The following is a 24892-nucleotide window of genomic DNA, read 5'->3' on the forward strand; positions in this document are numbered from 1 at the left end:
GCGGCTGACGGCATATCAGCCGACAGCGTCGTGACGGGGAACAGTTCAGGGGGTGCGAACATGGTGCTTCTGCGTCGAGTGATCGGTGATGCCCTCCGTGCCCGCCGGCAGGGGCAGCACCGCACCCTGCGTGAGGTCTCCACGGCTGCCAACGTGAGTCTCGGCTACCTTTCCGAGATCGAGCGGGGGCAGAAGGAGGCGTCCAGCGAGCTGCTGACCTCGATCTGCGATGCGCTGGGCGCGCGCCTGTCCGAGGTCCTGCGCGAGGTCAGCGACACCATGGCCGTCGCCGAGCAGGTCGAGGGCGTGCTCACGCCAATGCCGCGCGGTGACCAGCAGGTGGCTGAGATCACGCACCGGCCGCGCACCGAGGTGGCCACCGACGGCCAGGTCTCGGTCACGGTCCGCCGGGACAACCCGCTGCGCACCACGCTGCGGACGACCCGCAACATGCGTCCGGGCAACACCGGCAACGCGCGCGGCCGCGAGGTCGTGGGGGTCTGAGGACCCTGTTCCGCCATCGCATGTGCTCCTGAGCGGGCGGCCACCGGCCGCCCGCTGCTTCATGTCCGGGACGGTCAGCGCCGTGCGCCCAGGCCCAGCGTGCTCTGCCGGGGGAAGATCCCCGAGCGGGCCAGCGCGACCGCGGCCGGCCCGACCAGCTGAGCGAGCCTGCCGGCGCCCGCCGGGCCCAGTGCCCGCCACGGACCGGCGGCCAGTTCGTCGGTGCGGCGCTCGACCTCGTCCCGCCCGGCCTGTCCCGCGTCGGTGGCGTGTCCGTCCGCGTCGAGCCAGCCCCGGGCGGTCAGCCGCTCCTGCGCGGCCCGCCACTCGTCGGCGGTCCAGCCCCGGCTGGCGAAGACCTCGACCGGCGCCGCACCGACCGCCGCGAACGACACCAGTGCCTCGCACGGGTCCAGCCCGGCGGTGAGCAGCGCCGCGAGGTGCCCGTCGCCGCGATGCTCGCGCAGCACCGAGGCTGCCTGCCAGAGCACCAGGTGCGGCTCGTCCGGCCAGGGCAGGTCGGCGTTGGCGGCGGCCAGCGGGCGGCCGGCGGTCACGGCCGCCTCGGCGGCGCGGCGCGCGAGTGCGGCGGCCTCGGCCGCTTCCGGGCTGTCGACGAAGTCCGGGAGCAGCGCACGCAGGGTGCGGTCGACGGCCCGGAGCCGTGCCGCGAGCACCTTGTCCGCCGTGGCCGTCTCCCAGATGGCGGGGACGTAGGTGCGGATCATGGCGGGGCTGAAGCTGTAGTAGGTCGCGGCGACCAGCTCCGGACCGGCCGCACCGAGCGGCGCGGACCGCCACGCGAAGTAGCTCGGCCAGCGGCTCTCGGTGTCGTAACCCAGCGCCGCGGCCTCCTCGTTGGCCTGGGGCGCGTAGTAGATCGCCGCGTGCACCGGTTCCAGCACCTGCCACATCTGACGCACCAGCGCCGGGGGCACCGTCTCGGACATCGCTGTTCCTCCCTCATCTAGTGACACCCAGAATGCATCTTGACGTCGACAAGATTTCCACGACCCACCGAACTTGTCAATGCCTAGATAGTGCGACGCACGCCACTCCGCCGATCGCGCCGCAGCGGACGCGCCGACCGAATCGATCATGAGGTTAGGGGAGCGACACGCCGACGAACCCGGCCATAAGTTCATGATCAACGGACTGGACCGGGGGCGGGGTGGGTCAGGTGATGCGGACGAGGTCGCCGGGGGTTACGGCGAGCATGACGGCGGCGCGGCCGCCGTTGACGGCGATGGCGACGCGGTCGGCGGAGTCGGCGAAGACGACCAGGCCACCGGAGGGGGCGTCGGCGAAGGTGGTGCCGCGGATCGCCCGGCAGCCGCCGACGGTGAGCCGGTCGGGGAGCAGTTCGAGGGCCGAGCCGGCGGCGGCGAGTTGCACGTTGCCGAAGCGGTCGACGGTCAGCACCTCGGCCTCCAGCCAGCCGTCGCCCCAGGTCACCACTGGCTCGGGCAGCTGGACCAGGCTGTCCGGCGCGACCGCCGGGCCCGCGTCGGCCGGGTCCGCGCCGCGGGCCAGCCGGGCCGCCACCGGGGCGAAGACGTCGCGGCCGTGGAAGGTGCGCGACACGCTCGGCGCGAACCAGTCCTCGCTGGCCAGCTCGTACGCCGCAGACGGGCCGCCGAGCGCCTGCGCGGCCCAGACCAGCAGCCCGTTGTCGGGGCCGACGAGCAGCCCGCGCGGGGTCTGCACGACGACCGCCCGGCGCGGGGTGCCGACGCCCGGGTCGACGACCGCGAGGTGGACCGCGTCGGGCAGGTACGGCACCGTCTGCGCCAGCACCGCCGCGCCACGGGTGACGTCGCCGGGCGCGATCAGGTGCGTGACGTCGATGACACGGGCGTTCGGGGCGAACCGGGCGATCGTGCCGCGGCAGGCGGCGACGAAGCCGTCCGACAGCCCGTAGTCGGTCGTGAACGAGATGTAGTCGTATCCGGGCATGCCTATGAAGGTAGACCGATCCGGCCCGTTGTCCACTATGGCCGCCGCGGCGAGCCGATCTCCTCCGACGCGTCGGCGTCGGCGGCCGCCTGCCCGGCGTCCCGTCCCGCCCCGCCCACGGCGGACTCGCCCGCGGCGGCCTGCCCGCGCTGCGCGGGGACGGCCGGCGGCAGCGCATCCGCGGTGCCCTTGGCGGCCGCCGCGCTCGCCGCGCCGCGGCGCTGGATCCTGCGGAACAGCAGCAGCACCGGGATGGTGCAGATCAGCGGGCCGATGATGGCCAGCGGCCGGGTCAGCCACCAGCCCAGGTCGACGTCGGCGGGCTTGTCCATGTCGTAGCGCAGCCACAGCCAGGTCAGGAACAGGAACAGCGCCATGCCGGTGGTGTGCACCAGGTAGAGCGGCAGCGAGAACTCGTTGATCAGCTCGTTGACGCGTTTCCAGCGCGGGCGTTCCAGCAGGATCTGCATCCGCGGTCGCATCAGCTCGGCGAATCCGATCTGGAACATCAGCAGCGCCACGATGACGAAGGTGGGCGGGGCCATGTTCGAGAAGCGCTCGCCCGGCACGCCGACCATGGAGCCCGGATAGAGCCCCGAGCCGACGAGCCCGACCAGGCCGAACAGGCCGGCCCAGAGCAGCGCCCAGTCGTTGCGGCGGGGTGAGTCGACCACGTTCTGGTAGAAGAAGCCGGCCTGGTGCGCCAGGCCCCACACCAGCACCATGTTGAGCCAGCCGATGTCCTCCATGCCCTTGCCGAAGCGGGCCACGTCGACCACCATCGCCGCGCCGGCCAGCCACACCAGGGCCAGCAGTCCTGCCTTGCGGTGCAGCCACAGGCCGACCGGCAGCAGGGCGATCAGCATCAGGTAGACCGCGAGGAACCACAGCGGGCTGACCACGAGCTTCACCGCCCGGCCGACGCCGGTGAGGTTGAAGTAGCTGCCGATCAGGCCGCCGAGCGCGATCCATACCAGCAGCACGATGCCGGCCGGGATGAGCAGCTGGCGCATGCGCCGCCAGACGAACGCACCCATGCTGACCCCGCGCACCTGCGCCCGCTCCCAGCTGCGCATGTGCACGAAGCCGCCGATGAAGAAGAACAGCGGCATGACCTGGAACAGCCAGGTGGCCAGCCACAGCCCGCGGGTGAAGCCGAGCGGGCTGGTGGCGTGCGGGCCGTCGGCGCGCCAGTCGAGGATCGTGAACGCCCAGTGCCAGACCACGACCACGATGAGGCTCAGCGCCCGGAGGAAGTCCACATAGGTGTCACGGCGCGCGGGGGCGGCGGCAGTGGTCATGAAGCGCAGCATGCCACCGGCGCGGCTCGACCCGCCAGCGTCAATCCGACACGTCTTTCCCCGGTATTTCCCTGATGGCCGTCTCCGGGACCGCCCTTATCCGCGTAACCGCAGCCCACGTGGGGTGATGCGGAACCCGGCCGCCTCCAGGGCCGCGCCCAGCGGGCTGCCGGTCACCGATTCGCCGTCGGCCCGCTCGACGGTCAGCGGGCCGAGCGCCCCGCTGGTCACCGCCTCGGTCAGCGACGCCGCGGCGGCCGCCATGACCGCCTCGTCGTCACTGAAGGAGAGCAGGGTACGCCCGCCGCGTTCGACGTACAGCGCGAGCGCTCCGGAGACCAGGACGACCAGTGCGCCCGCCTTGCGGCCGGGCCGGTGGCCCTCGGTGTTGTGCGGCCAGGGCAGCGCCGCGCCGTAGGGGTTGGCGGGGTCGGTGGCGGCCAGCACGAGCGCCCGCGGCGCGCCGTCGCGGGTGTCGGCGTACGAGCGCAGCCGGTCCACCGCCCCCGGCAGCGCGAACTGCGCCGCGCCCAGCCCCTCGACGAAGTAGCCGCGCCGGGCTGCGCCCCGGTCCTCCAGGGCGGCCAGCACGGGATAGACCGCGGCGAACCCGCCGGGCTGGTTCTCGGCGGCGACCGCGCCCCGGATCACCACGCCGTACCGCTCCAGCAGTGCGTCGGCCAGGGCCGCGGCCCGGGCGGTCGGGTCGGTGTCCCGCTCGCCCAGCGCGTGCCAGCGGCCGGCCGCCGCGGGCAGGTGCGCCGGGCCCCGGGCGGCGGCCGGCGACCGGCCCCCGGTCAGGCTGGGCCGCCGGTAGCGGGCGCGGCCCGGGGTGGGCTTGGCCCGGTGCGCGCCGCCGCCGGACAGCCGCGCCCGCACCGGGGCGAGCGTGTCGTTGCCGACCAGCCCGGCCCAGACCAGGTCCCAGAGCGCGGACAGCAGTTCGTCGTGCTCGGCCGCGATCTGGTCGGCGAGCTGCCGGAAGAACAGGGCGCCGCCGCCCAGCGCGGACAGCAGCGCCTCGTGCACACCGGTCAGGGCGAGTTCGGTCGGGGGCGGCAGCAGCAGCGGGGCGGCGTCGGCGAAGGCCAGCACGATCCAGCCGTCGTTGCCGCCGATCGGCCCGGCCCCGGCCCAGACGACCTCGCCGGTGGCGCACAGCTCGTCCAGATAGGAGGGCCGGTAGTCGGCGACCCGGGCGGGCAGCACGAGGCGTTCCAGGGCCGAGGCGGGCACCGGCACGCCCTGGATCTGGTCGATGGCGGCGGCGACCGCGTCGATGCCCTCGCTGCGCCGCCCGATGTGCTGCCAGGCGGGCAGGAAGCGGCCCAGCACCTCCGGCGGCACCGGCTCGATCTCCTTGCGCAGCGCGGCCAGGCTGCGCCGGCGCAGCGTACGCAGCACCTCCGCGTCGCACCACTCGACGAACCCGCCGTCCGACGAGGCGGTGAACTCGCCCTGCACCAGCCGCCCCGAGGCGGACAGCCGCCGCAGCGTGTGCTCGACCACCGCCACGCCCAGCCCGAACCGGATCGCGCAGTCGTCGGCCCGGAACGGGCCGTGCGTGCGGGCATAGCGCCCGAGCAGGTCCAGCAGCGGATCGGCGACCGCGGCGGTGTACGCGGCGGGCAGGCCGGGCGGCAGGGCCACGCCGAGCGCGTCCCGGTAGCGGCCGGCGTCCTCGGCGATGATGAAGCGCTCCTGCCCGGCGACCCGGACCCCCAGGATCCGGCCGGTGCGGGCCAGCTCGTCGAGCCAGCCCGGCGCCACGCCGCGCTCGGTCAGCTCCTCCGGGGACAGGTCGCCGAGCTGGCGCAGCATCTCCACGGTGTCCTCGGCGTCGCGCACCCGCCGGTCGACCCAGCGCAGCCGCAGCGCGGTCGCCTCGATGACCGCCGGGTCGAGCAGCTCGCGCAGCTCCACCCGGCCCAGCAGCTCGCCGAGCAGCGTCGGGTCCAGGGCCAGTGCGGCCGCCCGGCGCTCGGCCAGCGGCGCGTCCTCGCCGTACAGGAACGCGCCGACGTAGCCGAACAGCAGCGAGCGGGCGAACGGGGACGGCTGCGGGGTGGACACCTCGACCATGCGGATCTTCCGCGAGGCGATGTCGCGCATCATCGTCGCCAGCGACGGCAGGTCGAACACGTCGCGCAGGCACTCCCGGGCGGCCTCCAGGGTCACCGGGAAGTCCGGGTACTCCCGGGCCACGTCGAGCAGCTGAGCGGCGCGCTGGCGCTGCTGCCACAGCGGCTGGCGCCGGCCCGGGTCGCGCCGGGGCAGCAGCAGCGAGCGGGCCGCGCATTCGCGGAACCGGGACGCGAACAGGGCCGAACCGCCGACCGTCTCGGCGACCAGCGGCTCGATCTCGTCGGCGTCGAACGCGAACAGGTCCGCGCCCGGCGGCTCCTCCGCGGTCTCCGGCAGCCGGATCACGATGCCGTCGTCGGCCGCGTGCACCTGCGCGTCCACGCCGTAGCGCTCGCGCAGCCGCTGACCGATGGCCAATGCCCACGGCGCGTTGACCGGTGCGCCGAGCACGTTGTGCAGCACGATGCGCCAGTCGCCCAGCTCGTCCCGGAAGCGCTCGACCAGCACGGTCCGGTCGTCGGGCAGGTGCCGGGTCGCCGCGCGCTGCTCCTCCAGGTATGCCGTCAGGTTGCCCACCGCGGACGGGTCGAGGCTGTCCATCCCGGTTGGGTTGCGCAGGAACGCCCCGAGCGCCTTGCCGAGGGCGACGGGTCGCCCGGCCTGGTCGCCCTTCCAGAACGGCAGCCGCGCGGGCTGGCCCGGGGCGGGGGAGACCAGCACCCGGTCGGGCGTGATGTCCTCGATGCGCCAGGAGCTGGTGCCCAGCGCGAAGACGTCGCCGACGCGGGACTCGTACACCATCTCCTCGTCCAGCTCGCCGACCCGCGACGCCTTCTCCGAACCGGCCAGGAAGACGCCGAACAGGCCGCGGTCGGGGATGGTGCCGCCGGACGTGACGGCGAGGCGCTGGTTGCCGGGGCGGCCGGTGAGCCGGTCGGCGGCGCGGTCCCAGACGATGCGCGGGCGCAGCTCGGCGAAGGCCGTCGACGGGTAGCGCCCGGCCAGCATGTCCAGCACCGCGTGCAGCGCCGACTCGGGCAGCGCGGCGAACGGCGCGGCCCGGCGCACCAGCGCGGCCAGCTCGGCGACGGTCCACTCGTCCAGGGCCGTCATCGCCACGATGTGCTGTGCCAGCACGTCGAGCGGGCTGTGCGGGTAGGCCAGCGGCTCCAGCCGGCCCGCGGTCATCCGCCCCGCGACCACGGCGCAGGAGAGCAGGTCGCCGCGGTGCGTCGGGAACACCACGCCCCGCGAGACCGCGCCGACCTGGTGCCCGGCCCGGCCCACCCGCTGCAGCCCGGCGGCCACGCTGGGCGGCGCGCCGACCTGCACGACGAGGTCGACCGCGCCCATGTCGATGCCGAGTTCGAGGCTGGACGTGGCCACGACGGCGGGCAGCCGCCCGGACTTCAGCTCCTCCTCGATCTGCTTGCGCTCCTCCTTGGAGACCGAGCCGTGGTGCGCGCGGGCGATCTGCGGCGGTGCGCCGTACCCCGCGCCGGACTGGGCCATGATCTGCGCGGGTGGCGGCACGGCCGTGACCAGGTGCTCGGCCGCCAGCTCGTTGAGCCGGGCACAGAGGCGCTCGGCCCCGCGGCGGGAGTTCGTGAAGACGATGGTGCTGCGGTGCTGGCCGATCAGCTCGAACACCCGCTCCTCGACCGCGGGCCAGATGGACGCCCGGCGTGGGCCTTCGTCGTCGGGGCGGCCCTCGTCGAGCGCGGTCATGTCCTCGACCGGCACCTCGACGCTGACCTCGATGGTCTTGGCGGACTTCGGCTGCACCACGTGCACCGGCGCGGCCCCGCCCAGGAACTGCGCCGCCGCCTCGACCGGCTCGACCGTCGCGGACAGGCCGATCCGCTGCGCGGGCTGGGCCAGCAGCGCGTCCAGCCGCTCCAGCGACAGCGCCAGGTGGGCGCCGCGCTTGGTGCCGGTGACCGCGTGCACCTCGTCGACGATCACCGTCTCCACGCCGCGCAGCGACTCCCGTGCCTGGGAGGTGAGCAGCAGGAACAGCGACTCCGGCGTGGTGATCAGGATGTCGGGCGGGCGTCTGTTGAAGGTGCGGCGTTCGTCCGCGGGGGTGTCGCCAGTACGCATGCCGACCGTGATGTCCGGTTCTTTCAGCCCGAGCCGGGCCGCCGCGTGGCGGATGCCGGTCAGCGGGGTGCGCAGGTTGCGCTCGACGTCGACGGCCAGGGCCTTGAGCGGGCTGACGTAGAGCACGCGGCAGCGGCGGGTCGGGTCCTCGGGCAGCGGCTCGTGGGCCAGCCGGTCCAGCGCCCACAGGAACGCCGCCAGCGTCTTGCCCGAGCCCGTCGGGGCCACCACCAGGGCGTGGTCACCCGCGCTGACGGCCTTCCAGGCACCCGCCTGGGCCGGGGTGGGCGCGGCGAAGGCCGCGTCGAACCAGGCCTGCGTGGCAGGGCCGAACGGGGCGGCGGGCGTATTCATCACCGACCATCCTGCCCCCCGCCACCGACAATCGCCCGATGCCCGTGCCCGGTCTCCAACGGGTGATGCCGCAGGTGAGGCGTTAGCCACACTCCCCGCAGGGGTAGGCCCAGTGGATGAGACGGTTTCGTTGGGAGTCTTGCCCGGATGCGCCCGAATCACGTACCGTCTTGCTCACGATGAGTAGTCCATCGAACACGGTGTGCGGAGGGTGAGCATGACCGAACGACAGACCACACCGGCCGTCGACAGGAAGAACAGCCGCCACGAATCGGACGTCCTGCTGCGCCAGCTCGACGGGCACCTCGCCCGGCTGCAGGCAGGCCAGTCCCAGCACTCCGGCCACGAACTGGCCCTGGCCGAGCGCATCGCCGCGCACCTGCGCCAGCTGATCCGCGACACGGTGCGCGCCAGCGCCGTCGACCGGGCCCGCGTGCGCGCAGCCGTGCACTACTTCGTGGTGCGCAACCGCGATGCCCGGCACCCGCACACGCACGCCCGCCCCGCGCACGTCGACGTGTGGGTGGTCAACGACATCATCCGCGACCTCGGTCGCCACGACCTGCTGATCCCGGAGCCTGCTGTCGCCTGAGCCCCGCCTGACCCGCCGACGTGCGACCGGCCCCGCGCCGACCGCCGTTTTTTATGGCCGGCGGGCCCCGTCTTGTCATAGGCGTTGGCCTATCTGGATGAGTTCGATCGACGAATTGTCATCCAGATAGGCCAACGTCTATTTGTGTGTACGTGCCCAGTCGCACCCGTGCGTGTGCTCGTTTGACGGGTCGCGGGTCGCGGGTCGCGGGTCGCGGGTCGCGGGTTGCCGGGGGCGGCGCGGGTGCGGTGCGACGGTGTGGTGGGTCAGCTCAGCGATGAGGTGGCGAGCTTGACGCCGAAGCCGACGAACAGCGCGCCGATGGCGCTGGTGCCGGCCGCGGCCAGCCGGCGGCGGGTGCGGAACGCGGCGGCCAGCCGGTTGCCGCTGAAGATCAGCACGCTGAGGTAGAGCGCGCTGCAGATCTGCACGATGATCGCCAGCAGCAGGAACGACAGCGCCGGGTACGCGTATCCCGGGTCGACGAACTGGATGAAGAACGAGACGAAGAACAGGATCGCCTTCGGGTTCATCAGGCTGATCGTGAACGCCCGCCGGAACGCGTTCTCCGCCTTGGGCTCGGGCTCGGGCGTGCTCGCCGCGACCCTGCCCGCCGACCGGTCCCGCCAGCCGCGGATCGCGCCGACCAGCATCTTGATCCCGACGAAGCCCAGGTAGGCGGCGCCGGCGTACTTGACGACCATGAACAGGGCGGGCACGGCGCGCAGCAGGGACGCCATGCCCGCCGCGGACACCAGCATGAGCACGCCGTCGCCGCAGAAGACGCCCATCGCGCCGCGGTAGCCCTGACGCACCCCGCGCCGGGCCGCGACGGCCAGCACGTACAGCGAGTTCGGGCCGGGCAGCAGCACGATCGCGATCGTGCCGAGCACGTAGGTGTACAGGTCCGTAACGCCGAGCATGCCTTACATCTTCTCTCGGGTGACCGAGACGCGACCTCGGCCGATAGGTCATCCTCGGACGTGCCCTGCGTCACCCGCGCCGTGCCCCGCGCCCGAGCTGCCGCCGGGCATCGACCTTGAGCCGCGGAGACGGCGTGATGTCGGAACGGTTCGCCCGCTCGATCCGTCGCCGCAGCTCAGGGCCGGTGATGAGTTAAGAAGGTGCCCTTCCTCTACGGATGGCGATTAGAAGGTGCCCTTCCTTTCGGTCAGGCGGGTGCGGGCGGCGGGCCACTCGGCGGCGAGCATGGAGAAGGTGACGGTGTCGCGCCACTGGCCGTCGTGGTGCATGCGGTGGTGGCGCATGACGCCTTCGCGGACGGCGCCGAGGCGGGCGATGGCGGCCTGGGAGCGCTGGTTGTGGTGGTGGGTGTGCCACTCGACGCGTTCGGCCCCGAGGACGTCGAAGGCGCGCTCCAGCAGGAGCAGCTTGGACTCGGTGTTGACGCCGGTGCGCCAGGCCTTGCGGCCCAGGAAGGTGTGGCCGATGCCGAGCTGCCGCTGCTCCGTGTCGATGGCGTAGTACGAGGTGGTGCCGAGGACCTCGCCGGTGGCGGTGGACAGCTGCACCCACGGGACGCGCCCGCCGCGCGCGTGTCCGGCCAGCGCGTCGGAGACGACGGCGGCCATCTCCTCGCGGCTGCGCGGGGCGGGCTTGTACAGCCAGCGCCAGACCTCCTCGTCGTTGCCCGCGGCGGCGTAGAGGCCGTCGACGTGGGACATGTCGAGCGGCTCCAGGGTCACCACGGAGCCGCGCAGCACCACGGGCTCGTGCCACGGGCCGCGGTCGGCGCGCAGGTAGGCGGGGGTGGGCACGGTGACGCCGGGGGCGGGTTCGGCCGGGCCGGCGGTGACCTTGAGCGGCAGCACGCCCGCCCAGTACGGCAGGGCCAGGTCCTCCTCGTCGTCGCCGGCGGTGCCGGTGCGGGCGCGCACGGAGACCTCGTCCAGCGGCAGGGCCAGCAGTGCGGTCTGGGCCAGCTCCTTGGCCGACGGCGGGCGCGTGCGGGCGGCGTGGCCCTCGCCGATCTTCTCGGCCAGCGCGGTGAAGACGCGCAGCTTCTCCTGCTCGTCGGTCACCAGGGTGGCGGTGCCGTGGGCGATGACCGAGCGGTAGTTGGCGCTGTGGTGGAACTGGGAGCGGGCCAGCACCAGGCCGTCCAGGTGGGTCACGCAGGCGGCGACGCGCAGCCCGGCGCGGGCTTCCAGGCCCATCCGGCCGCCGCTGGAGCCGTGCAGGTAGAGCGTGTCGCCGACGCGTACGTGCAGGGTGGGCAGGGCGCGGGGCTCGCCGTCGAGCACGAAGGAGAGGGTGCAGTGCCAGGCTTCGTCGAGGATCGCGTGCGCGGCGCTGCGCTCGTAGGACATGCGCTCGCGCATCCGCAGTGCGGTGGTGCGCGAGGTCTGCGGGTACGTGGTCACGCCCGCCTCCTTGACTCGAATAATGTACTAGTACATACTTTGCTTTGTGTCAGTACGATATCCGATCACCGGGAGCACGGCAACGACTATCGCGTCCTGCGTGGAGGAGGGCGTGCGCCGCGGCGCGCTCGCCCCCGGGGACGCGCTGCCCAGCGTGCGGGCGCTGGCCGAGGAGCTGTCCGTCAGCCCGGCCACCGTCGCGGCCGCCTACCAGCGGTTGCGTGACCGGGGGATCGTGGTGACCGCGGGCCGCCACGGCACCCGGGTGCGCCCGGTGACGCCGATCGCGACCGCCGGGACCGCCCGCGCCGTGCCGCTGCCCGCGGGCGTGCGCGACCTGACCGACGGCGAGCCGGCCCCGGCGCTGCTGCCCGACCTCGCCCCGGTGCTGCACCGCGTGGCCGACGCGATCGCCGGAGGCGCGGCCCCGCTGCGCTACGCCGATGCCGGGCCGCTGCCCGAACTGCTCGACCACGCCCGCACCCGGCTGCCCGTGCTGCCGGACGGTGCGGCGTACACCGTGGTCAGTGGCGCCCTGGACGGCATCGACCGGCTGCTCGGCGCCCGGTTGCGGGCCGGTGACCGGGTGGCGGTCGAGGATCCGGGCTGGGGCGCGCTGCTGAACCTGATCGCGGCGCTGGGCCTGGTGCCGGTCTCCATGCCGGTCGACGACCAGGGGCCGGTGCCGGACGGGGTGCGAGCCGCGGTCGCCGCCGGCGCGCGCGCCGCGGTGATCACGACCCGGGCGCAGAACCCGACCGGCGCGGCGGTGAGCGCGGCGCGGGCTCGGGAGCTGCGGCCGCTGCTGCGCGACGTGTTCGTGGTCGAGGACGACCACGCCGGTGAGCTGGCGGCGGTCCCGTCGCACCCGGTCGCGGGCGGGGCGCACTGGGCGTTCGTCCGCAGCGCCAGCAAGCCGTACGGGCCTGACCTGCGCTGCGCGGTGATCGCGGGGGACCCGGAGACGGTGTCGCGGGTCGCGGGGCGGCTGCGGCTCGGGCCGGGCTGGGTCTCCGGGCTGCTCCAGCGCACCCTGCTGGAGCTGTGGCAGGACCCGGCGGCGGAGCGGGCGGTGGCCGAGGCCGGGCGGGTGTACGACGCGCGCCGGGACGGCTTGGTCGACGCGTTGCGGCGGCGGGGAGTCGCCGCGAGCGGGCGCACCGGGATCAACGTGTGGGTGCCGGTGGCTGATGAGACCGGCGCGGTGACTTCGCTGCGCGACGCCGGGTATGCGGTGGTGCCCGGGCACGTCTACCGCACCGCGACCGGGCCGGGGATCAGGATCACCATCGCGAGCCTGCGGGCCGAGGAGGTCGAGCCGCTGGCCGAGGCCGTGGCCGCCGCCGTGCACCCGGCCGCGGTGGCGGTGCTGCGCTGAGCGCGACTCCGTCTGGCGATAGACGCTGGCCTATCACATCGAGTTCGATCTACTAATAATCGATGTAATAGGCCAGCGTCTATGTAAATCCGGTGGGTGCGCGGGCGAGCGGGCCGAGGTCGCGGCCCGCTCGCGGGGTCGGTCAGCCGAAGAGGTCCTCGAAGAAGGACTCGTTGTGCTTCTTGTGCTTCTTGTGGTGGCCGTGGTCGTCGTAACGGTGCTGGTCGTGCCGGGGGTACGACGGGTCGGAGTAGCCGTGCTGCTGCTGCGGGGGCGGCGGGGCCGCATGCTGCTGGTTGCCGTGCCAGGCGTTCTCGGCCGCGGTCAGCCGCTCCAGCTCACCGCGGTCGAGGAAGATGCCGCGGCACTCGGTGCACTGGTCGACGGTGACGCCGTTGCGCTCGTACTGCCGCATCTGTCCATGGCATTTCGGGCATGTCATCTGCATGCGGCCGAGCGTACCCAGTCGCGTCCATAGTCGATCATGGGTAATCCGCGGGCCGGGAGGCGGAGCGCGCCGTACGGTGACGGCATGACGACGTTGCAGGGCGATCGGGTCACGCTGCGGCCGGCCGGCCCGGAGGACGTGGACGGCCTCGCCGCGATCCGGGCCACGCCGGAGGTCCGCGTCCGGTGGCAGGGCGACGACCTCGTCGCGGAGATCAAGGACGACCTGGCCGATCCCGATCTCGAACTGCTCGTCATCGAGCACGAGGGCCGGGTCGTCGGTGCCATCCAGTGGCACGAGGAGACCGACGCCATGTACCGCCACGCGGGCATGGACCTGTACCTCGACCCCGTGGTGCACGGCCGCGGCCTGGGCTCGGACGCCGTACGCACGCTGTCCCGGCACCTGATCCACGAGCTGGGCCACCACCGGCTCGTCATCGATCCCGCCGCGGACAACACCGCGGCCATCGCCTGCTACGCCAAGGTCGGCTTCCAGCCGGTGGGCGTGATGCGCCGCTACGAGCTCGGCCCCGACGGCTCCTGGCACGACGGGCTCCTGATGGACCTGCTCCCCGAGGACCTGCGGTAGCCGGGCGGCTGCTGGGGGGAGACCGCTGTTTCGTGTCGAGATCTGCGGCTTGACCTGAGATTTCGGCACCGGACGGCGATCTTCGCCGGAACCCGGGGCGACGCGGGGCCGGGGGATCAGGCAAGGTAGGGGAAGCGCCCACACCCCTTACGCCCCCGGGAGCCCCCTCATGACGTCCGCTGTCGCCGTGCGCAGCGCGGTGCAGGTCAGAACCGTCCGCCTACTCATGGTCGTCGAGGTCGTCAGCGGCCTGGGCGTGGCCATGGGCATCTCGGTCGGCGCACTGCTCACCCGGGCGATGGCGGGCACCGCCCTGTCCGGGGCGGCGCAGAGCGCGGCGGTGGTCGGCGGCGGCGTGCTGGCCGTGCCCGCCGCGGCGCTGATGAGCCGGTACGGCAGACGGCCCGGCCTGGCCCTGTGCTACCTCACCGGCGCGGTGGGCGGGGTGGCGGTGCTGGCCTCGGCGCTGCTCGACTCGATCCCGCTGCTGTTCGTCGGCTTCTTCCTGTTCGGCGCGGGCAGCACCGCCAAGCTGCAGTCCCGGTACGCCGCGACCGACCTGGCCGAGCCGCACCGCCGCGGTCGCCAGCTGTCGCTGGTGGTGTGGTCCACCACGCTCGGCGCGGTGATCGGCCCGAACCTGGCCTCCCCGCTGGGCGGGACGCTGTCGCGGTTCGGCATCCCCGAGCTGGCCGGCCCGTTCGCCTTCGCGGCGGCGTCGTTCCTGCTCAGCGCGCTGCTGCTCACCGTGTTCCTGCGCCCCGACCCGCTGCTGACGGCGCAGGCTCTGCCGGCCCAGACCCTGGCGGCCACGGACCCCGCGCCCGCCGCCGTGGCCGACGGGGCGCAGCGGCAGACGCTGGGCTCGGCGGCGCGGGCGGTGCTGGCCTCGCCCGCCGCCCGGCTCGGCATGGCCGCGATGGCACTGGGCCACCTGGTCATGGTCGCGGTGATGGCGATGACGCCGGTGCACATCGGGGAGACCCACAGCGCCCCGGACACGCTGCGCATCGTCGGGTTCGTGCTGAGCGTGCACGTGGCCGGGATGTACGGGCTGTCGCCGGTGGTGGGGTGGCTCACCGACCGGGCGGGCCGGGTGCCGGTGATCCTGGGCGGGGTCGCGCTGCTGATCGCCGCGTGCGCGGTCGCCGCCGCCGCCGGTCACGACACGGCGCTGCTGACCGCCGCGCTGCTGATGCTGGGGCTGGGCTGGTCGGGCACCATGGTCGCCGGGTCGACGCTGTTCACCGAATCGCTGCCGGCCGCGGTCAAGGCCCGCGCGCAGGGCCTGTCCGACCTGGTCACCGGCCTGTCCGGGGCGAGCGCCGGGGTGCTGTCGGGGATCGTCGTCGAGCTGTCCGGGTATGCCGTGCTGGCCCTGCTCGCCGCGCTGACCACGATCCCGCTGATCGCGCTGGCGCTGCGGCCGTCCACGCTCGCCGCGGTGAAGGTGGCAGACTAGCCCGATGCGACGGACCGACTTCTACGAGCGGCTGACCGAGGTCTTCGGCCCCGCCTACGCCGCCAGCGTCGCCGCCGACCAGGTGCTGCCGCAGCTGGGCGGGCGGACGATCGACACCGCCCTGGCCGACGGCGAGGAGGTGCACGTCATCTGGCGTGCCGTGTGCGACCAGTACGCCGAACGGGTGCCCGGCCGCCTGCGCTGACGGGTTTGCGTGTGCGAGCACACCTACGGCGTGGCAGGATGGCGCTCGTACACGTGTTCGGCTATCGTCCACAACCAGTGCTTTGTGCATGCCGTGGTTGTCCACAGGCCCGGCGTGCCCGTATCGCCTTTGTCGGACCCAGCGCCTAGCGTGTCGGCGTGACGAAGAAGGCTGCGAAGTCGGCGACTGACAGTGCCCTAAAAGAGGTGGCGACGAAGATGGCGGCTAACCCCGATAAGAGCAAGGCTCTCGACCTGGCGCTCGCCCAGATCGACAAGCAGTTCGGCAAGGGCTCGGTGATGCGCCTCGGCGAGCGGCCGCAGGTGCAGATGGCGATCATCCCCACCGGCTCCATCGCCCTGGACGTGGCGCTGGGCATCGGCGGCCTGCCGCGCGGGCGCATCGTCGAGATCTACGGCCCGGAGTCCAGCGGCAAGACCTCGCTGGCCCTGCACGCGATCGCGAACGTGCAGCGCAACGGCGGCATCGCGGCGATCATCGACGCCGAGCACGCGCTCGACCCTGAGTACGCGAAGAACCTCGGCGTCGACACCGACGCCCTGCTGGTCTCGCAGCCCGACACCGGTGAGCAGGCGCTGGAGATCGCGGACATGCTGGTGCGCTCCGGCGCGCTGGACCTCATCGTGATCGACTCGGTGGCGGCGCTGGTGCCCCGCGCCGAGATCGAGGGTGAGATGGGTGACAGCCACGTCGGTCTGCAGGCCCGCCTCATGAGCCAGGCGCTGCGCAAGATGACCGGTGGCCTGCACAGCTCCAACACCACCGCGATCTTCATCAACCAGCTGCGCGAGAAGATCGGCGTCATGTTCGGCAGCCCGGAGACCACCACCGGTGGCAAGGCGCTGAAGTTCTACGCCTCGGTGCGCCTGGACATCCGCCGCATCGAGAGCCTGAAGGACGGCACCGAGGTCGTGGGTAACCGCACCCGCGTCAAGGTGGTCAAGAACAAGGTCGCCTCGCCGTTCAAGCAGGCTGAGTTCGACATCATGTACGGCAAGGGCATCTCGCGTGAGGGTTCGCTGATCGACGTCGGCGTCGAGCAGAACATCATCCGCAAGGCCGGCGCCTGGTACACGTACGAGGGCGACCAGCTGGGCCAGGGCAAGGAGAAGGCGCGCGAGTTCCTCAAGGAGAACCCGGACGTCGCCGCCGAGATCGAGAAGAAGATCCTGGAGAAGCTGGGCGTCGGCCAGTCGAGCGTGTCGGACGCCGCGGGCGGCCCGGCGCTGCCGCCGGTCGACTTCTGATCGACGCCTGAGGAGCCGACGGACCCATGGTGGGACGACGCCGCGGTGCGCGCACCGGCCGGGGATGGGACGCGAAACCGCCCGCCCCGGCCCGGCCCGCGCGCCCCGGCGACGACGGCTCGGCCTCGCCCGAGGGTGACGGCCCGGCCGACGACGCCTCGCCCCGGGCCGAGCGGGCCGCGAAGCGGCAGGCCCAGCGGGATCCGCACGAGGTGGCGCGGGAGATCTGTCTGCGCCAGCTCGCGGTGCGGCCGCGCACCCGGGCGGAGCTGGCCGCGGCGATGCGGGCCAAGGACGTGGCCGACGAGGTCGCCGAGGCGGTGCTCGACCGCTACGACGAGGTCGGCATGATCGATGATGCGGCGTTCGCCCGGGCCTGGGTGTCCAGCCGGCACCACGGCAAGGGGCTGGCGTCCCGGGCGCTGGGCCAGGAGCTGCGGCGGCGGGGTGTCGACCAGGAGGTCGTCACCGAGGCGCTGGCCGAGCTGGACGACGAGACCCAGGCGCAGACGGCGTACGAGCTGGCGGTGCGCAAGCTGCGCACGACGCGGGGCGAGCCGGACGCGGTGTTCCGCCGCGTGGTGGGCGCGCTGGCGCGCAAGGGCTACCCGGGCGGGGTGGCGGTGCGTGCCGTGAAGGACGCCCTGGCCGCGCGCAGCGCCGAGGACGCGGAGCTGGCGGAGCTGCTCGACCCCGATCTGTTCGACACGCCGGAGCAGTGAATTTCTCGGCCGTCGGTCGGGTTCGCGACACGCCGGGTGGGGCGTCGGTTCGCCGGTCAGGTCACGGTTCGGCATCGACCGCCTGCCTGACAACCGGACACAATGGGCGATGCGTCCGTCTTGGTGTCCGATCATGAGTTCTTGACCGGACCGCCATCGGCAACCTAGCCTCGCAGGAGAGGTATCACCGACCAGTTCGTGTTAAACCACACAACATAGAACGTGTAACAGTACGACAACAGTTTTTCCTGGTGAGGACACGTGCAGCCGCCGTACCCCTGCGGCTGCCTACATGTAGTCGCAGCTCAGGGCCGTTGTAGCGGTTCGCGGGCTCTGGCGCGCCGGTCGCGCCCGCCGTTGTGGCGGGTGCCGCCGGGCCGTGCCGTGCGCGTCGTGTGGCGGGTCCGCACACCTGGTCGGGTTGCCTCCGCGCCGGCACCACCGTGTCGGCGGTTCGGAACGTCAGGAGGCGGGCCATGACCGAGTACGACGGGCGAGTGGCATGACCACGATGGAAGGGCTGCTGCTGGCGGCGATCGTCCTCCTCGCGCTGATGGTGGCGGGGATGCTGGCGGTCGGCGTGCGCCTGGTGCGCCGGCTGGCCGCTCCCACCGCCCCGACCGGTCAGCCGCTGAGCGTGATCGTGGACGACCCGGAAGCCGTGGCAGAGCGCGAGCGCCAGCGCCAGACCCTGGTCGAGCTGCAGAACTCCGTCTCCGACGCGCAGACCGCCCTGGAGGCCGAGCGCCGGTCCGTGGCCGCCGCCCGCGCCGAGGCCACCGCCGTACGCGCCGAGAACGCCGCCGCGAAGGCCGAGGTGGCCACGTCGCGCGCCGAGGCGCAGCGGGTGCTGGACGCGGCCCACGCCGAGGCCGACACCGTGCTGCAGCGGGCGCACCGCCAGGCCGAGGAGGACGCCGAGCAGGTCCGGTCGACCGCGCGGCGCACCGGCGAGCGCGAGATCGCGATGCTCACCTCCACCGCCAAGGACCAGGCCGCCGAGGCCGAGCGCCGCCTGCAGCGCCTGGACGAGCGGGAGCGGCTGCACGCCGCCGAGGCCGAGCGGCTGGCCGAGCGGGAGCGCCAGAACGTCGAGGAGGCCGAGCGGCTGGCCGAGCGCGACCGCCGCATCGCCGCCGCCGAGGCCGAGCTGGCCAAGTGGGAGCTGGGCCTGCAGGGCAAGGAGCAGGAGCTGGCCCAGGCGCAGGAGCAGCGGCGCAAGGAGCTGGAGCGGGTCGCGGGGCTGACCGCCGACGCGGCCAAGAGCGAGCTGGTGGAGACGATCGAGAACCAGGCCAAGCGCGAGGCCGCGCTGCTGGTGCGCGACATCGAGGCCGACGCCCGGTCCACCGGGGAGTCCCGGGCCCGGCACATCGTGGTCGACGCGATCCAGCGGGTGGCCAGCGAGCAGACCGCCGAGAGCGTGGTCAGCGTGCTGCACCTGCCCAGCGACGAGATGAAGGGCCGGATCATCGGCCGGGAGGGCCGCAACATCCGGGCCTTCGAGACGGTCACCGGGGTCAACCTGATCATCGACGACACCCCCGAGGCAGTGCTGCTGTCCTGCTTCGACCCGGTGCGCCGGGAGGTCGGCCGGCTCACCCTGGAGAAGCTGGTCCTCGACGGGCGGATCCATCCGCACCGCATCGAGGAGGTGTACGACGTCGCCCGGTTCGAGGTCGAGCGGATGTGCCAGCGCGCTGCGGAGGACGCGCTGGTCGAGGTCGGCATCACCGACATCCACCCGGAGCTGGTCACCCTGCTGGGGCGGCTGCGCTACCGCACGTCGTACGGGCAGAACGTGCTCAAGCACCTGGTCGAGACGGCGCACATCGCCGGGATCATGGCCTCGGAGCTGAAGCTGGACCCGGAGCTGATCAAGCGGTCGGCGTTCCTGCACGACATCGGCAAGGCGCTCACCCACGAGGTGGAGGGCTCGCACGCGCTGATCGGCGCGGACGTGGCGCGGCGCTTCGGGGAGAGCGACGAGGTGGTGCACGCGATCGAGGCGCACCACAACGAGGTGCAGCCGCAGACCATCGAGGCCGTGCTGACCCAGGCGTCGGACGCCTGCTCGGGCGGGCGGCCGGGGGCCCGGCGGGAGTCGCTGGAGGCGTACGTCAAGCGGCTGGAGCGCATCGAGGAGATCGCCGGGGCCAAGAGCGGCGTCGACAAGGTCTTCGCGATGCAGGCCGGCCGGGAGATCCGGGTCATGGTCCGCCCCGAGGAGGTCGACGAGATCGGCGCGGCCGTGCTCGCCCGCGACGTCGCCAAGCAGATCGAGGAGGAGCTGACCTACCCCGGCCAGATCCGTATCACCGTCGTCCGCGAGTCCCGCACCACCGAGATCGCCCGCTGACCGAGCCGCCGCTGGTTCCGGCGGAAGCAAAGATCGCTGTCTCGTGTCAAAACCTCAGGTCTGGCCTCAGGTTCTGACACTAGACAGCGATCTTGTCGGTGCTGGAGGTGGTGCGGGAGGGGCGGGAGGGGGCGGTCAGGCTCCGCTGCCGCCGCCTCCGCCGCCCAGGCCGGTGGCCGCCGTCGCGGCCGTGGCCGCCTTGGTGGCGGGGTTGGTGACGCCGAGGCGGTTGGCGCGGCGCTCCAGCAGGTGCGCGACCAGCGTCAGCAGGCCGTTGATCACGATGTAGATCAGCGCGAGGACCATGAAGGTCGGCACCGCGTTGGTGAACACGGCGTAGCCCTTGCTGCCCTCGAGCATCAGCTCGGGGTAGGAGACGATGTAGCCCAGCGCGGTGTCCTTGAGCACGACGACGAGCTGGCTGACGATCACCGGCAGCATGCTGCGGGCCGCCTGCGGGATCAGGATCATGCGCATGACCTGGCCCTTGGTCAGGCCGAGGCTGTACGCCGCCTCCGACTGCCCCCTGGGCACGGCCCGGATGCCGGCCCGGAACGCCTCGGCAAGCACGGACCCGTTGTAGAGGGTCAGACCGATGACGACCGACCAGAACGGCGGGATCAGCGTGCCGAAGACCCAGAACCCGCCGAACGACAGAAAGAAGATCATCAGCAGGACGGGCACGGCGCGGAAGAACTCCACCACCACGCCCGCGGGCACCCGGATCCAGCGGTGCTCCGACAGCCGCGCGACGCTGAACACCAGGCCGAAGGCCAGCGCCAGCAGCATCGCGGTGGCCGCGGCCTCCAGGGTGGCGAGCAGGCCGGGCAGGGCGTAGTCGGTCCAGAAGTTGGCGGTCTGGCCGTTGACGGTGACCGTCTCGAAGAACGGCTGCCACTTCTCCCAGGTCCACTGCTGGGTGCTGTCGAACGCGCGGTAGATCCCGTACAGCCCGGCGACCAGCAGCAGGCCGAACACGACACTGAGCACGCGGTTGCGCATCCGGGCGCGGGGGCCGGGGTGGTCGTAGAGCACGCTCGCGCTCATCACGCCTCCTGGAGAACGTCGTGGCGGGACGGGGTGCGGCTCATCGGCGCACCACCAGGCGGTTGGCCAGGGCGCTGAAGGCGTAGCCGACCGGCACCAGTAGGGCCACGAAGGTCAGCGCGAACACCGCGAAGATCGCGATGGTCTGGTCGCCGTTGCTCTCGATGAGCGCCTTCATCGCGCTGGACGCCTCGGCGACGCCGATGACCCCGGCGATGGTGGCGTTCTTGGTGAGCGCGATCAGGATGCTGCCCAGCGGCGCGACGACAGAGCGCATGGCCTGCGGCAGGATGATCAGGCGCAGGTTCTGGCTGAACGACAGGCCCAGCGCGCGGGCGGCCTCGGCCTGCCCGACCGGCACGGTGTTGATGCCGGAGCGGATCGCCTCGCAGACGAACGCGGCCGTGTACGCCGACAGGCCGGTCACCGCCAGCCAGTAGTTGTTGACGTGGATGTCCTCGGAGAACTCCACGCCCACCGCGCTGTAGAGGCCGAAGAAGCAGAACAGGATGACCAGCGTCAGCGGGGTGTTGCGGAACAGGTGCACCCAGCCCGCGCCGAGCGCGCGCAGCACCGGCACCGGCGACACCCGGCAGGCCGCCAGCAGCATGCCGAGCACGAGCGCCAGCAGCGCGGACGCGCCGGTCAGCTTCAGGATCGTCAAGAAGCCGTCGAGGTACGCCTGCCGGTTCGCCGGATCGAGGAAGACGTCCATCCCGCTCCTCCAGAAAGTTCGGACTTCATGAAACGGGTGGGACGGGCGTGTGCCCGTCCCACCCGGGGGTAAATCAGGCGGGGCAGTTGGTCAGCTTGGAGACGTCCAGGGTCGGCGCCGGGGTGCCGCTCTTGCCGAGCGTGGCGTCCCAGGCCGCCTTGTACTCACCGCTGGTGACCGACGCCTTCAGGATCTCGTTGATCTTGGTGCAGCCGGCCTTGTCCTCGAGCTTCAGGCCGATGCCGTAGGGCTCGCTGGAGAACGGCTTGCCGACCAGCTTGAACTTGCCCGCGTACTGCGACTGCGCCGCGTAGCCGGCGAGGATGATGTCGTCGGTGGTCACCGCGTCGACGGTGCCGGTGTTCAGCGCCTCGATGCACTTGGAGTAGGCGTCGAACTCCTGCAGCTGCACCTTCGGGTACTTCTCCTTGATCCGCTTGGCCGGGGTCGAGCCGGTGACCGAGCAGACCTTCTTGCCGTCCAGGCCCTCGGGGCCGGTGATCGTGGAGGCGGTCGGGACCAGCAGGTCCTGGCCGGCGGTGAAGTACGGACCGGCGAAGTTGACCTTCTTCTTGCGGTCGTCGTTGATGGTGTACGTCGCCACGACGATGTCCACCTGGCCCGTCTGGATGAAGGGCTCACGGTTGGCCGACACGGTGGTCACGTAGGTGTTCTTGGCGGCGTCGCCGCCCAGGCCCTTCGCGATGATCTTCGCGATCTCGATGTCGAAGCCCTCGTACGCGCTGCCGGCCTGCAGGCCGAGGCCCGGCTGGTCGGCCTTGACGCCGAACTTGAGCTGGCCGGCCTTCGCCTTCGCGACCAGCGGGCTCTCGCCGGACGGGGTGCTCGGCGTGTCGCTGTCGCTGCCGCAGGCGGCGGCCCCGAACGCGAGCACGGCGACGGCCGCGATGGCGGCAAGACGCTTGATGCGCATTGGTGTCCCTCCCTATGGGCCCGCGCGCCGCGTGAGCGACGTCAGGCGTTCCATGCCGCCGCCTGGTGAGGCGGCGGAGTCTGTCAGTGCTGCAGGACCTTGGACAGGAAGTCGCGCGCCCGCTCGCTCTTCGGGTTGCCGAAGAACTCGGCGGGCGGCGCCTGCTCGACCAGCTGCCCGTCGGCCATGAAGGCCACCCGGTCGGCCGCGGCGCGGGCGAAGCCCATCTCGTGGGTCACCACGATCATGGTCATGCCCTCCTTGGCCAGCGACGTCATGACCTCCAGCACCTCGCCGACCATCTCCGGGTCCAGCGCGCTGGTGGGCTCGTCGAACAGCATCGCCTTGGGCTGCATGGCCAGCGCGCGGGCGATCGCGGCCCGCTGCTGCTGGCCGCCGGACAGCTGCACCGGCAGCTTGTCGGCCTGGCTGGCGATGCCCACCCGGTCGAGCAGTGCGAGCGCACGCTCACGGGCCGCTGACTTCGCCTCACCGCGGACCTTGACCGGCCCGAGCATCACGTTGTCGAGGATGCTCATGTGGGCGAAGAGGTTGAACGACTGGAAGACCATGCCGACCTCGCTGCGGAGCTTCGCCAGGGCGCGGCCCTCGGCGGGCAGCTCCTTCCCGTCGAAGCGGATGGAGCCCGAGTTGATCGTCTCCAGCCGGTTGACGGCACGGCACAGCGTCGACTTGCCCGAGCCGGACGGGCCGATCACCACGACCACCTCGCCGCGGTCAACCGTGAGGCTCACATCGCGGAGCACGTGCAGGTCTCCGAACCACTTGTTCACCGCGTCCAGCACAATGAGCGGTTCGTGGGACATGCCACCGTCCTTTCGGCGTGCGTACATCGTCGTCCCACCGACCTTAGGGCCGCCGGGGTGACGGCAACGGCGCTGGATGGTCACAGCCGGGTAACTTCCCCGGATTCCGTACCCGTGCCCGCGACCGGATACCCTGGTCGATTGAGATGACCAGTCAGCCTGAAACCCAGAGCGCGCCCGCCCGCACCTACGAGGTGCGCACGTACGGGTGCCAGATGAACGTGCACGACTCCGAGCGCATCTCGGGCCTGCTCGACGGTGCCGGATACGTGCGGCTCGACCCCGCCGCGGACCCCGGCCGCACGCCGGACGTCGTCGTGTTCAACACCTGCGCGGTGCGCGAGAACGCCGACAACCGCCTCTACGGCAACCTCGGCCACCTGCGCCCGGTCAAGGACAAGCACCCGGGCATGCAGATCGCCGTCGGCGGCTGCCTCGCGCAGAAGGACCAGGGTGAGATCGTCAAGAAGGCGCCCTGGGTCGACGTGGTGTTCGGCACCCACAACATCGGCTCGCTGCCGGTGCTGCTGGAGCGGGCCCGCCACAACGAGCAGGCGCAGGTCGAGCTGCTGGAGTCGCTGGAGGTCTTCCCGTCGACGCTGCCGACCCGGCGCGAGTCGACCTACTCCGGCTGGGTGTCGATCTCGGTCGGCTGCAACAACACCTGCACCTTCTGCATCGTGCCCAGCCTGCGCGGCAAGGAGAAGGACCGCCGCCCCGGCGACGTGCTCGCCGAGGTCGAGGCGCTGGTCGCCGAGGGCGTGCTGGAGGTGACCCTGCTCGGCCAGAACGTCAACACGTACGGCGTCGAGTTCGGCGACCGGCTGGCGTTCGGCAAGCTGCTGCGGGCCACCGGGCAGCTGCGGGACAAGGGGCTGGAGCGGGTGCGGTTCACCAGCCCGCACCCGGCGGCGTTCACCGACGACGTGATCGAGGCGATGGCCGAGACGGACAACGTCTGCCACTCGCTGCACATGCCGCTGCAGTCCGGGTCCGACGCGGTGCTGAAGGCGATGAAGCGCTCGTACCGGTCCGACCGGTACCTGTCGATCATCGAGAAGGTGCGCGCGGCCATGCCGGACGCGGCCATCACGACCGACATCATCGTGGGCTTCCCCGGCGAGACCGAGGCGGACTTCGAGCAGACGCTGCGGGTGGTGCGCGAGTCGCGGTTCTCCAGCGCGTTCACGTTCCAGTACTCGATCCGGCCCGGCACGCCCGCGGCGACCATGGACGACCAGGTGCCCAAGGCGGTGGTGCAGGAGCGCTACGAGCGGCTCGTGGCCACCCTGGAGGAGATCACCTGGGCGGAGAACAAGAAGCTGGTCGGGCGCGAGGTCGAGGTGCTGGTCGCGGTCGGCGAGGGCCGCAAGGACCAGGCCACCGGGCGGATGTCGGGCCGCGCCCGCGACGGCCGGCTGGTGCACTTCGCGGTGTCCCCGGAGCAGGTTCCGCTGGTCCGGCCGGGCGACATCGTGCACGCGGTGGTCGACTACGCCGCCCCGCACCACCTGAACTGCGACGGGGCGCTGGTCTCGCACCGGCGCACCCGCGCCGGCGACGCCTACGAGGCGGGCCGCGTGGCCCGCACCGCCGGCGTCATGCTCGGCCTGCCCACCATCGGCAAACCCCCCACCCAGCCCACCCCCACCGCCTC

21 protein-coding genes are annotated in these 24892 nt (G+C 72.4%); 10 read left to right on the forward strand and 11 right to left on the reverse strand.

Features of this window, described 5'->3' with window-relative positions:
• The first annotated feature begins 60 nt into the window (after nucleotides 1-60).
• Nucleotides 61-504: a helix-turn-helix domain-containing protein gene (locus HAV39_RS40445; protein WP_120318586.1), complete on the forward strand. Its 444-nt coding sequence runs from the start codon at nucleotides 61-63 to the stop codon at nucleotides 502-504.
• Nucleotides 505-578: 74 nt separating this feature from the next.
• Here HAV39_RS40445 and HAV39_RS40450 read toward each other — a convergent pair whose 3' ends face one another.
• The 4 genes from HAV39_RS40450 to HAV39_RS40465 form a co-directional block, all read right to left on the reverse strand.
• On the reverse strand, nucleotides 579-1454 hold the full coding sequence (locus tag HAV39_RS40450; RefSeq protein ID WP_191844376.1) for an SCO6745 family protein: 876 nt from the start codon (nucleotides 1452-1454) through the stop codon (nucleotides 579-581).
• Between the two features lie 226 nt (nucleotides 1455-1680).
• Entirely contained in the window at nucleotides 1681-2460 is a 780-nt protein-coding gene (locus HAV39_RS40455; protein ID WP_191844377.1) for an SAM hydrolase/SAM-dependent halogenase family protein, read from the reverse strand.
• Nucleotides 2461-2495: 35 nt separating this feature from the next.
• On the reverse strand, nucleotides 2496-3761 hold the full coding sequence (locus HAV39_RS40460) for an acyltransferase family protein (protein WP_203736384.1): 1266 nt from the start codon (nucleotides 3759-3761) through the stop codon (nucleotides 2496-2498).
• A 96-nt stretch (nucleotides 3762-3857) separates the two neighbouring features.
• Entirely contained in the window at nucleotides 3858-8303 is a 4446-nt protein-coding gene (locus HAV39_RS40465; RefSeq protein ID WP_191844378.1) for an ATP-dependent helicase, read from the reverse strand.
• 217 nt (nucleotides 8304-8520) lie between these two features.
• Here HAV39_RS40465 and HAV39_RS40470 point away from each other — a divergent pair, with 217 nt between their 5' ends.
• A complete protein-coding gene (locus HAV39_RS40470) occupies nucleotides 8521-8895 on the forward strand; it encodes a hypothetical protein (protein ID WP_120318590.1) in 375 nt (124 codons plus the stop codon).
• Nucleotides 8896-9161: 266 nt separating this feature from the next.
• Here the strand turns inward: HAV39_RS40470 and leuE are convergent, their stop codons facing one another.
• Entirely contained in the window at nucleotides 9162-9818 is a 657-nt protein-coding gene (gene leuE, locus HAV39_RS40475; RefSeq protein ID WP_191844379.1) for a leucine efflux protein LeuE, read from the reverse strand.
• Nucleotides 9819-10043: 225 nt separating this feature from the next.
• Nucleotides 10044-11237, reverse strand: coding sequence for a bifunctional pyridoxamine 5'-phosphate oxidase family protein/GNAT family N-acetyltransferase (locus tag HAV39_RS40480; RefSeq protein ID WP_191844392.1), 1194 nt, complete (start codon nucleotides 11235-11237; stop codon nucleotides 10044-10046).
• An 88-nt stretch (nucleotides 11238-11325) separates the two neighbouring features.
• Here HAV39_RS40480 and HAV39_RS40485 point away from each other — a divergent pair, with 88 nt between their 5' ends.
• Entirely contained in the window at nucleotides 11326-12657 is a 1332-nt protein-coding gene (locus HAV39_RS40485) for an aminotransferase class I/II-fold pyridoxal phosphate-dependent enzyme (protein WP_191844380.1), read from the forward strand.
• A 142-nt stretch (nucleotides 12658-12799) separates the two neighbouring features.
• On the opposite strand, the gene HAV39_RS40490 is transcribed toward HAV39_RS40485, so the two are convergent.
• Complete coding sequence (locus HAV39_RS40490; RefSeq protein ID WP_120318593.1) at nucleotides 12800-13105, reverse strand: TFIIB-type zinc ribbon-containing protein; 306 nt, start codon at nucleotides 13103-13105, stop codon at nucleotides 12800-12802.
• An 84-nt stretch (nucleotides 13106-13189) separates the two neighbouring features.
• Here HAV39_RS40490 and HAV39_RS40495 point away from each other — a divergent pair, with 84 nt between their 5' ends.
• From HAV39_RS40495 to rny, 6 genes are all read left to right on the forward strand, one after another.
• Entirely contained in the window at nucleotides 13190-13696 is a 507-nt protein-coding gene (locus tag HAV39_RS40495; protein WP_191844381.1) for a GNAT family N-acetyltransferase, read from the forward strand.
• Nucleotides 13697-13865: 169 nt separating this feature from the next.
• Nucleotides 13866-15158 (forward strand): MFS transporter, encoded by a 1293-nt coding sequence (locus HAV39_RS40500; RefSeq protein ID WP_239120741.1) that lies wholly within the window; start codon nucleotides 13866-13868, stop codon nucleotides 15156-15158.
• 4 nt (nucleotides 15159-15162) lie between these two features.
• Nucleotides 15163-15363, forward strand: coding sequence for a DUF3046 domain-containing protein (locus HAV39_RS40505; protein WP_120318595.1), 201 nt, complete (start codon nucleotides 15163-15165; stop codon nucleotides 15361-15363).
• A gap of 218 nt (nucleotides 15364-15581) precedes the next feature.
• Nucleotides 15582-16631, forward strand: coding sequence for a recombinase RecA (recA, locus tag HAV39_RS40510; RefSeq protein WP_120321744.1), 1050 nt, complete (start codon nucleotides 15582-15584; stop codon nucleotides 16629-16631).
• 26 nt (nucleotides 16632-16657) lie between these two features.
• Nucleotides 16658-17353, forward strand: a complete 696-nt coding sequence (locus HAV39_RS40515) for a regulatory protein RecX (protein ID WP_191844382.1) — start codon at nucleotides 16658-16660, stop codon at nucleotides 17351-17353.
• A 502-nt stretch (nucleotides 17354-17855) separates the two neighbouring features.
• A complete protein-coding gene (gene rny, locus HAV39_RS40520; RefSeq protein WP_191844383.1) occupies nucleotides 17856-19712 on the forward strand; it encodes a ribonuclease Y in 1857 nt (618 codons plus the stop codon).
• A gap of 135 nt (nucleotides 19713-19847) precedes the next feature.
• On the opposite strand, the gene HAV39_RS40525 is transcribed toward rny, so the two are convergent.
• The 4 genes from HAV39_RS40525 to HAV39_RS40540 all read right to left on the reverse strand — a co-directional run bounded on the left by HAV39_RS40525 (nucleotide 19848) and on the right by HAV39_RS40540 (nucleotide 23235).
• Complete coding sequence (locus tag HAV39_RS40525; RefSeq protein ID WP_191844384.1) at nucleotides 19848-20762, reverse strand: amino acid ABC transporter permease; 915 nt, start codon at nucleotides 20760-20762, stop codon at nucleotides 19848-19850.
• Nucleotides 20763-20799: 37 nt separating this feature from the next.
• Nucleotides 20800-21474: an amino acid ABC transporter permease gene (locus tag HAV39_RS40530; RefSeq protein WP_191844385.1), complete on the reverse strand. Its 675-nt coding sequence runs from the start codon at nucleotides 21472-21474 to the stop codon at nucleotides 20800-20802.
• Between the two features lie 73 nt (nucleotides 21475-21547).
• Nucleotides 21548-22408: a glutamate ABC transporter substrate-binding protein gene (locus tag HAV39_RS40535; RefSeq protein WP_191844386.1), complete on the reverse strand. Its 861-nt coding sequence runs from the start codon at nucleotides 22406-22408 to the stop codon at nucleotides 21548-21550.
• A gap of 83 nt (nucleotides 22409-22491) precedes the next feature.
• On the reverse strand, nucleotides 22492-23235 hold the full coding sequence (locus HAV39_RS40540; protein ID WP_191844387.1) for an amino acid ABC transporter ATP-binding protein: 744 nt from the start codon (nucleotides 23233-23235) through the stop codon (nucleotides 22492-22494).
• 146 nt (nucleotides 23236-23381) lie between these two features.
• On the opposite strand from HAV39_RS40540, the gene miaB reads away from it, so the two are divergent.
• Nucleotides 23382-24892: tRNA (N6-isopentenyl adenosine(37)-C2)-methylthiotransferase MiaB (gene miaB / locus HAV39_RS40545; protein WP_191844388.1), on the forward strand; the 1511-nt coding region annotated here is incomplete at its 3' end.

Origin of the sequence: Catellatospora chokoriensis (assembly GCF_011297315.1) — a bacterium.
Taxonomy (GTDB): Bacteria; Actinomycetota; Actinomycetes; order Mycobacteriales; family Micromonosporaceae; genus Catellatospora; species Catellatospora citrea.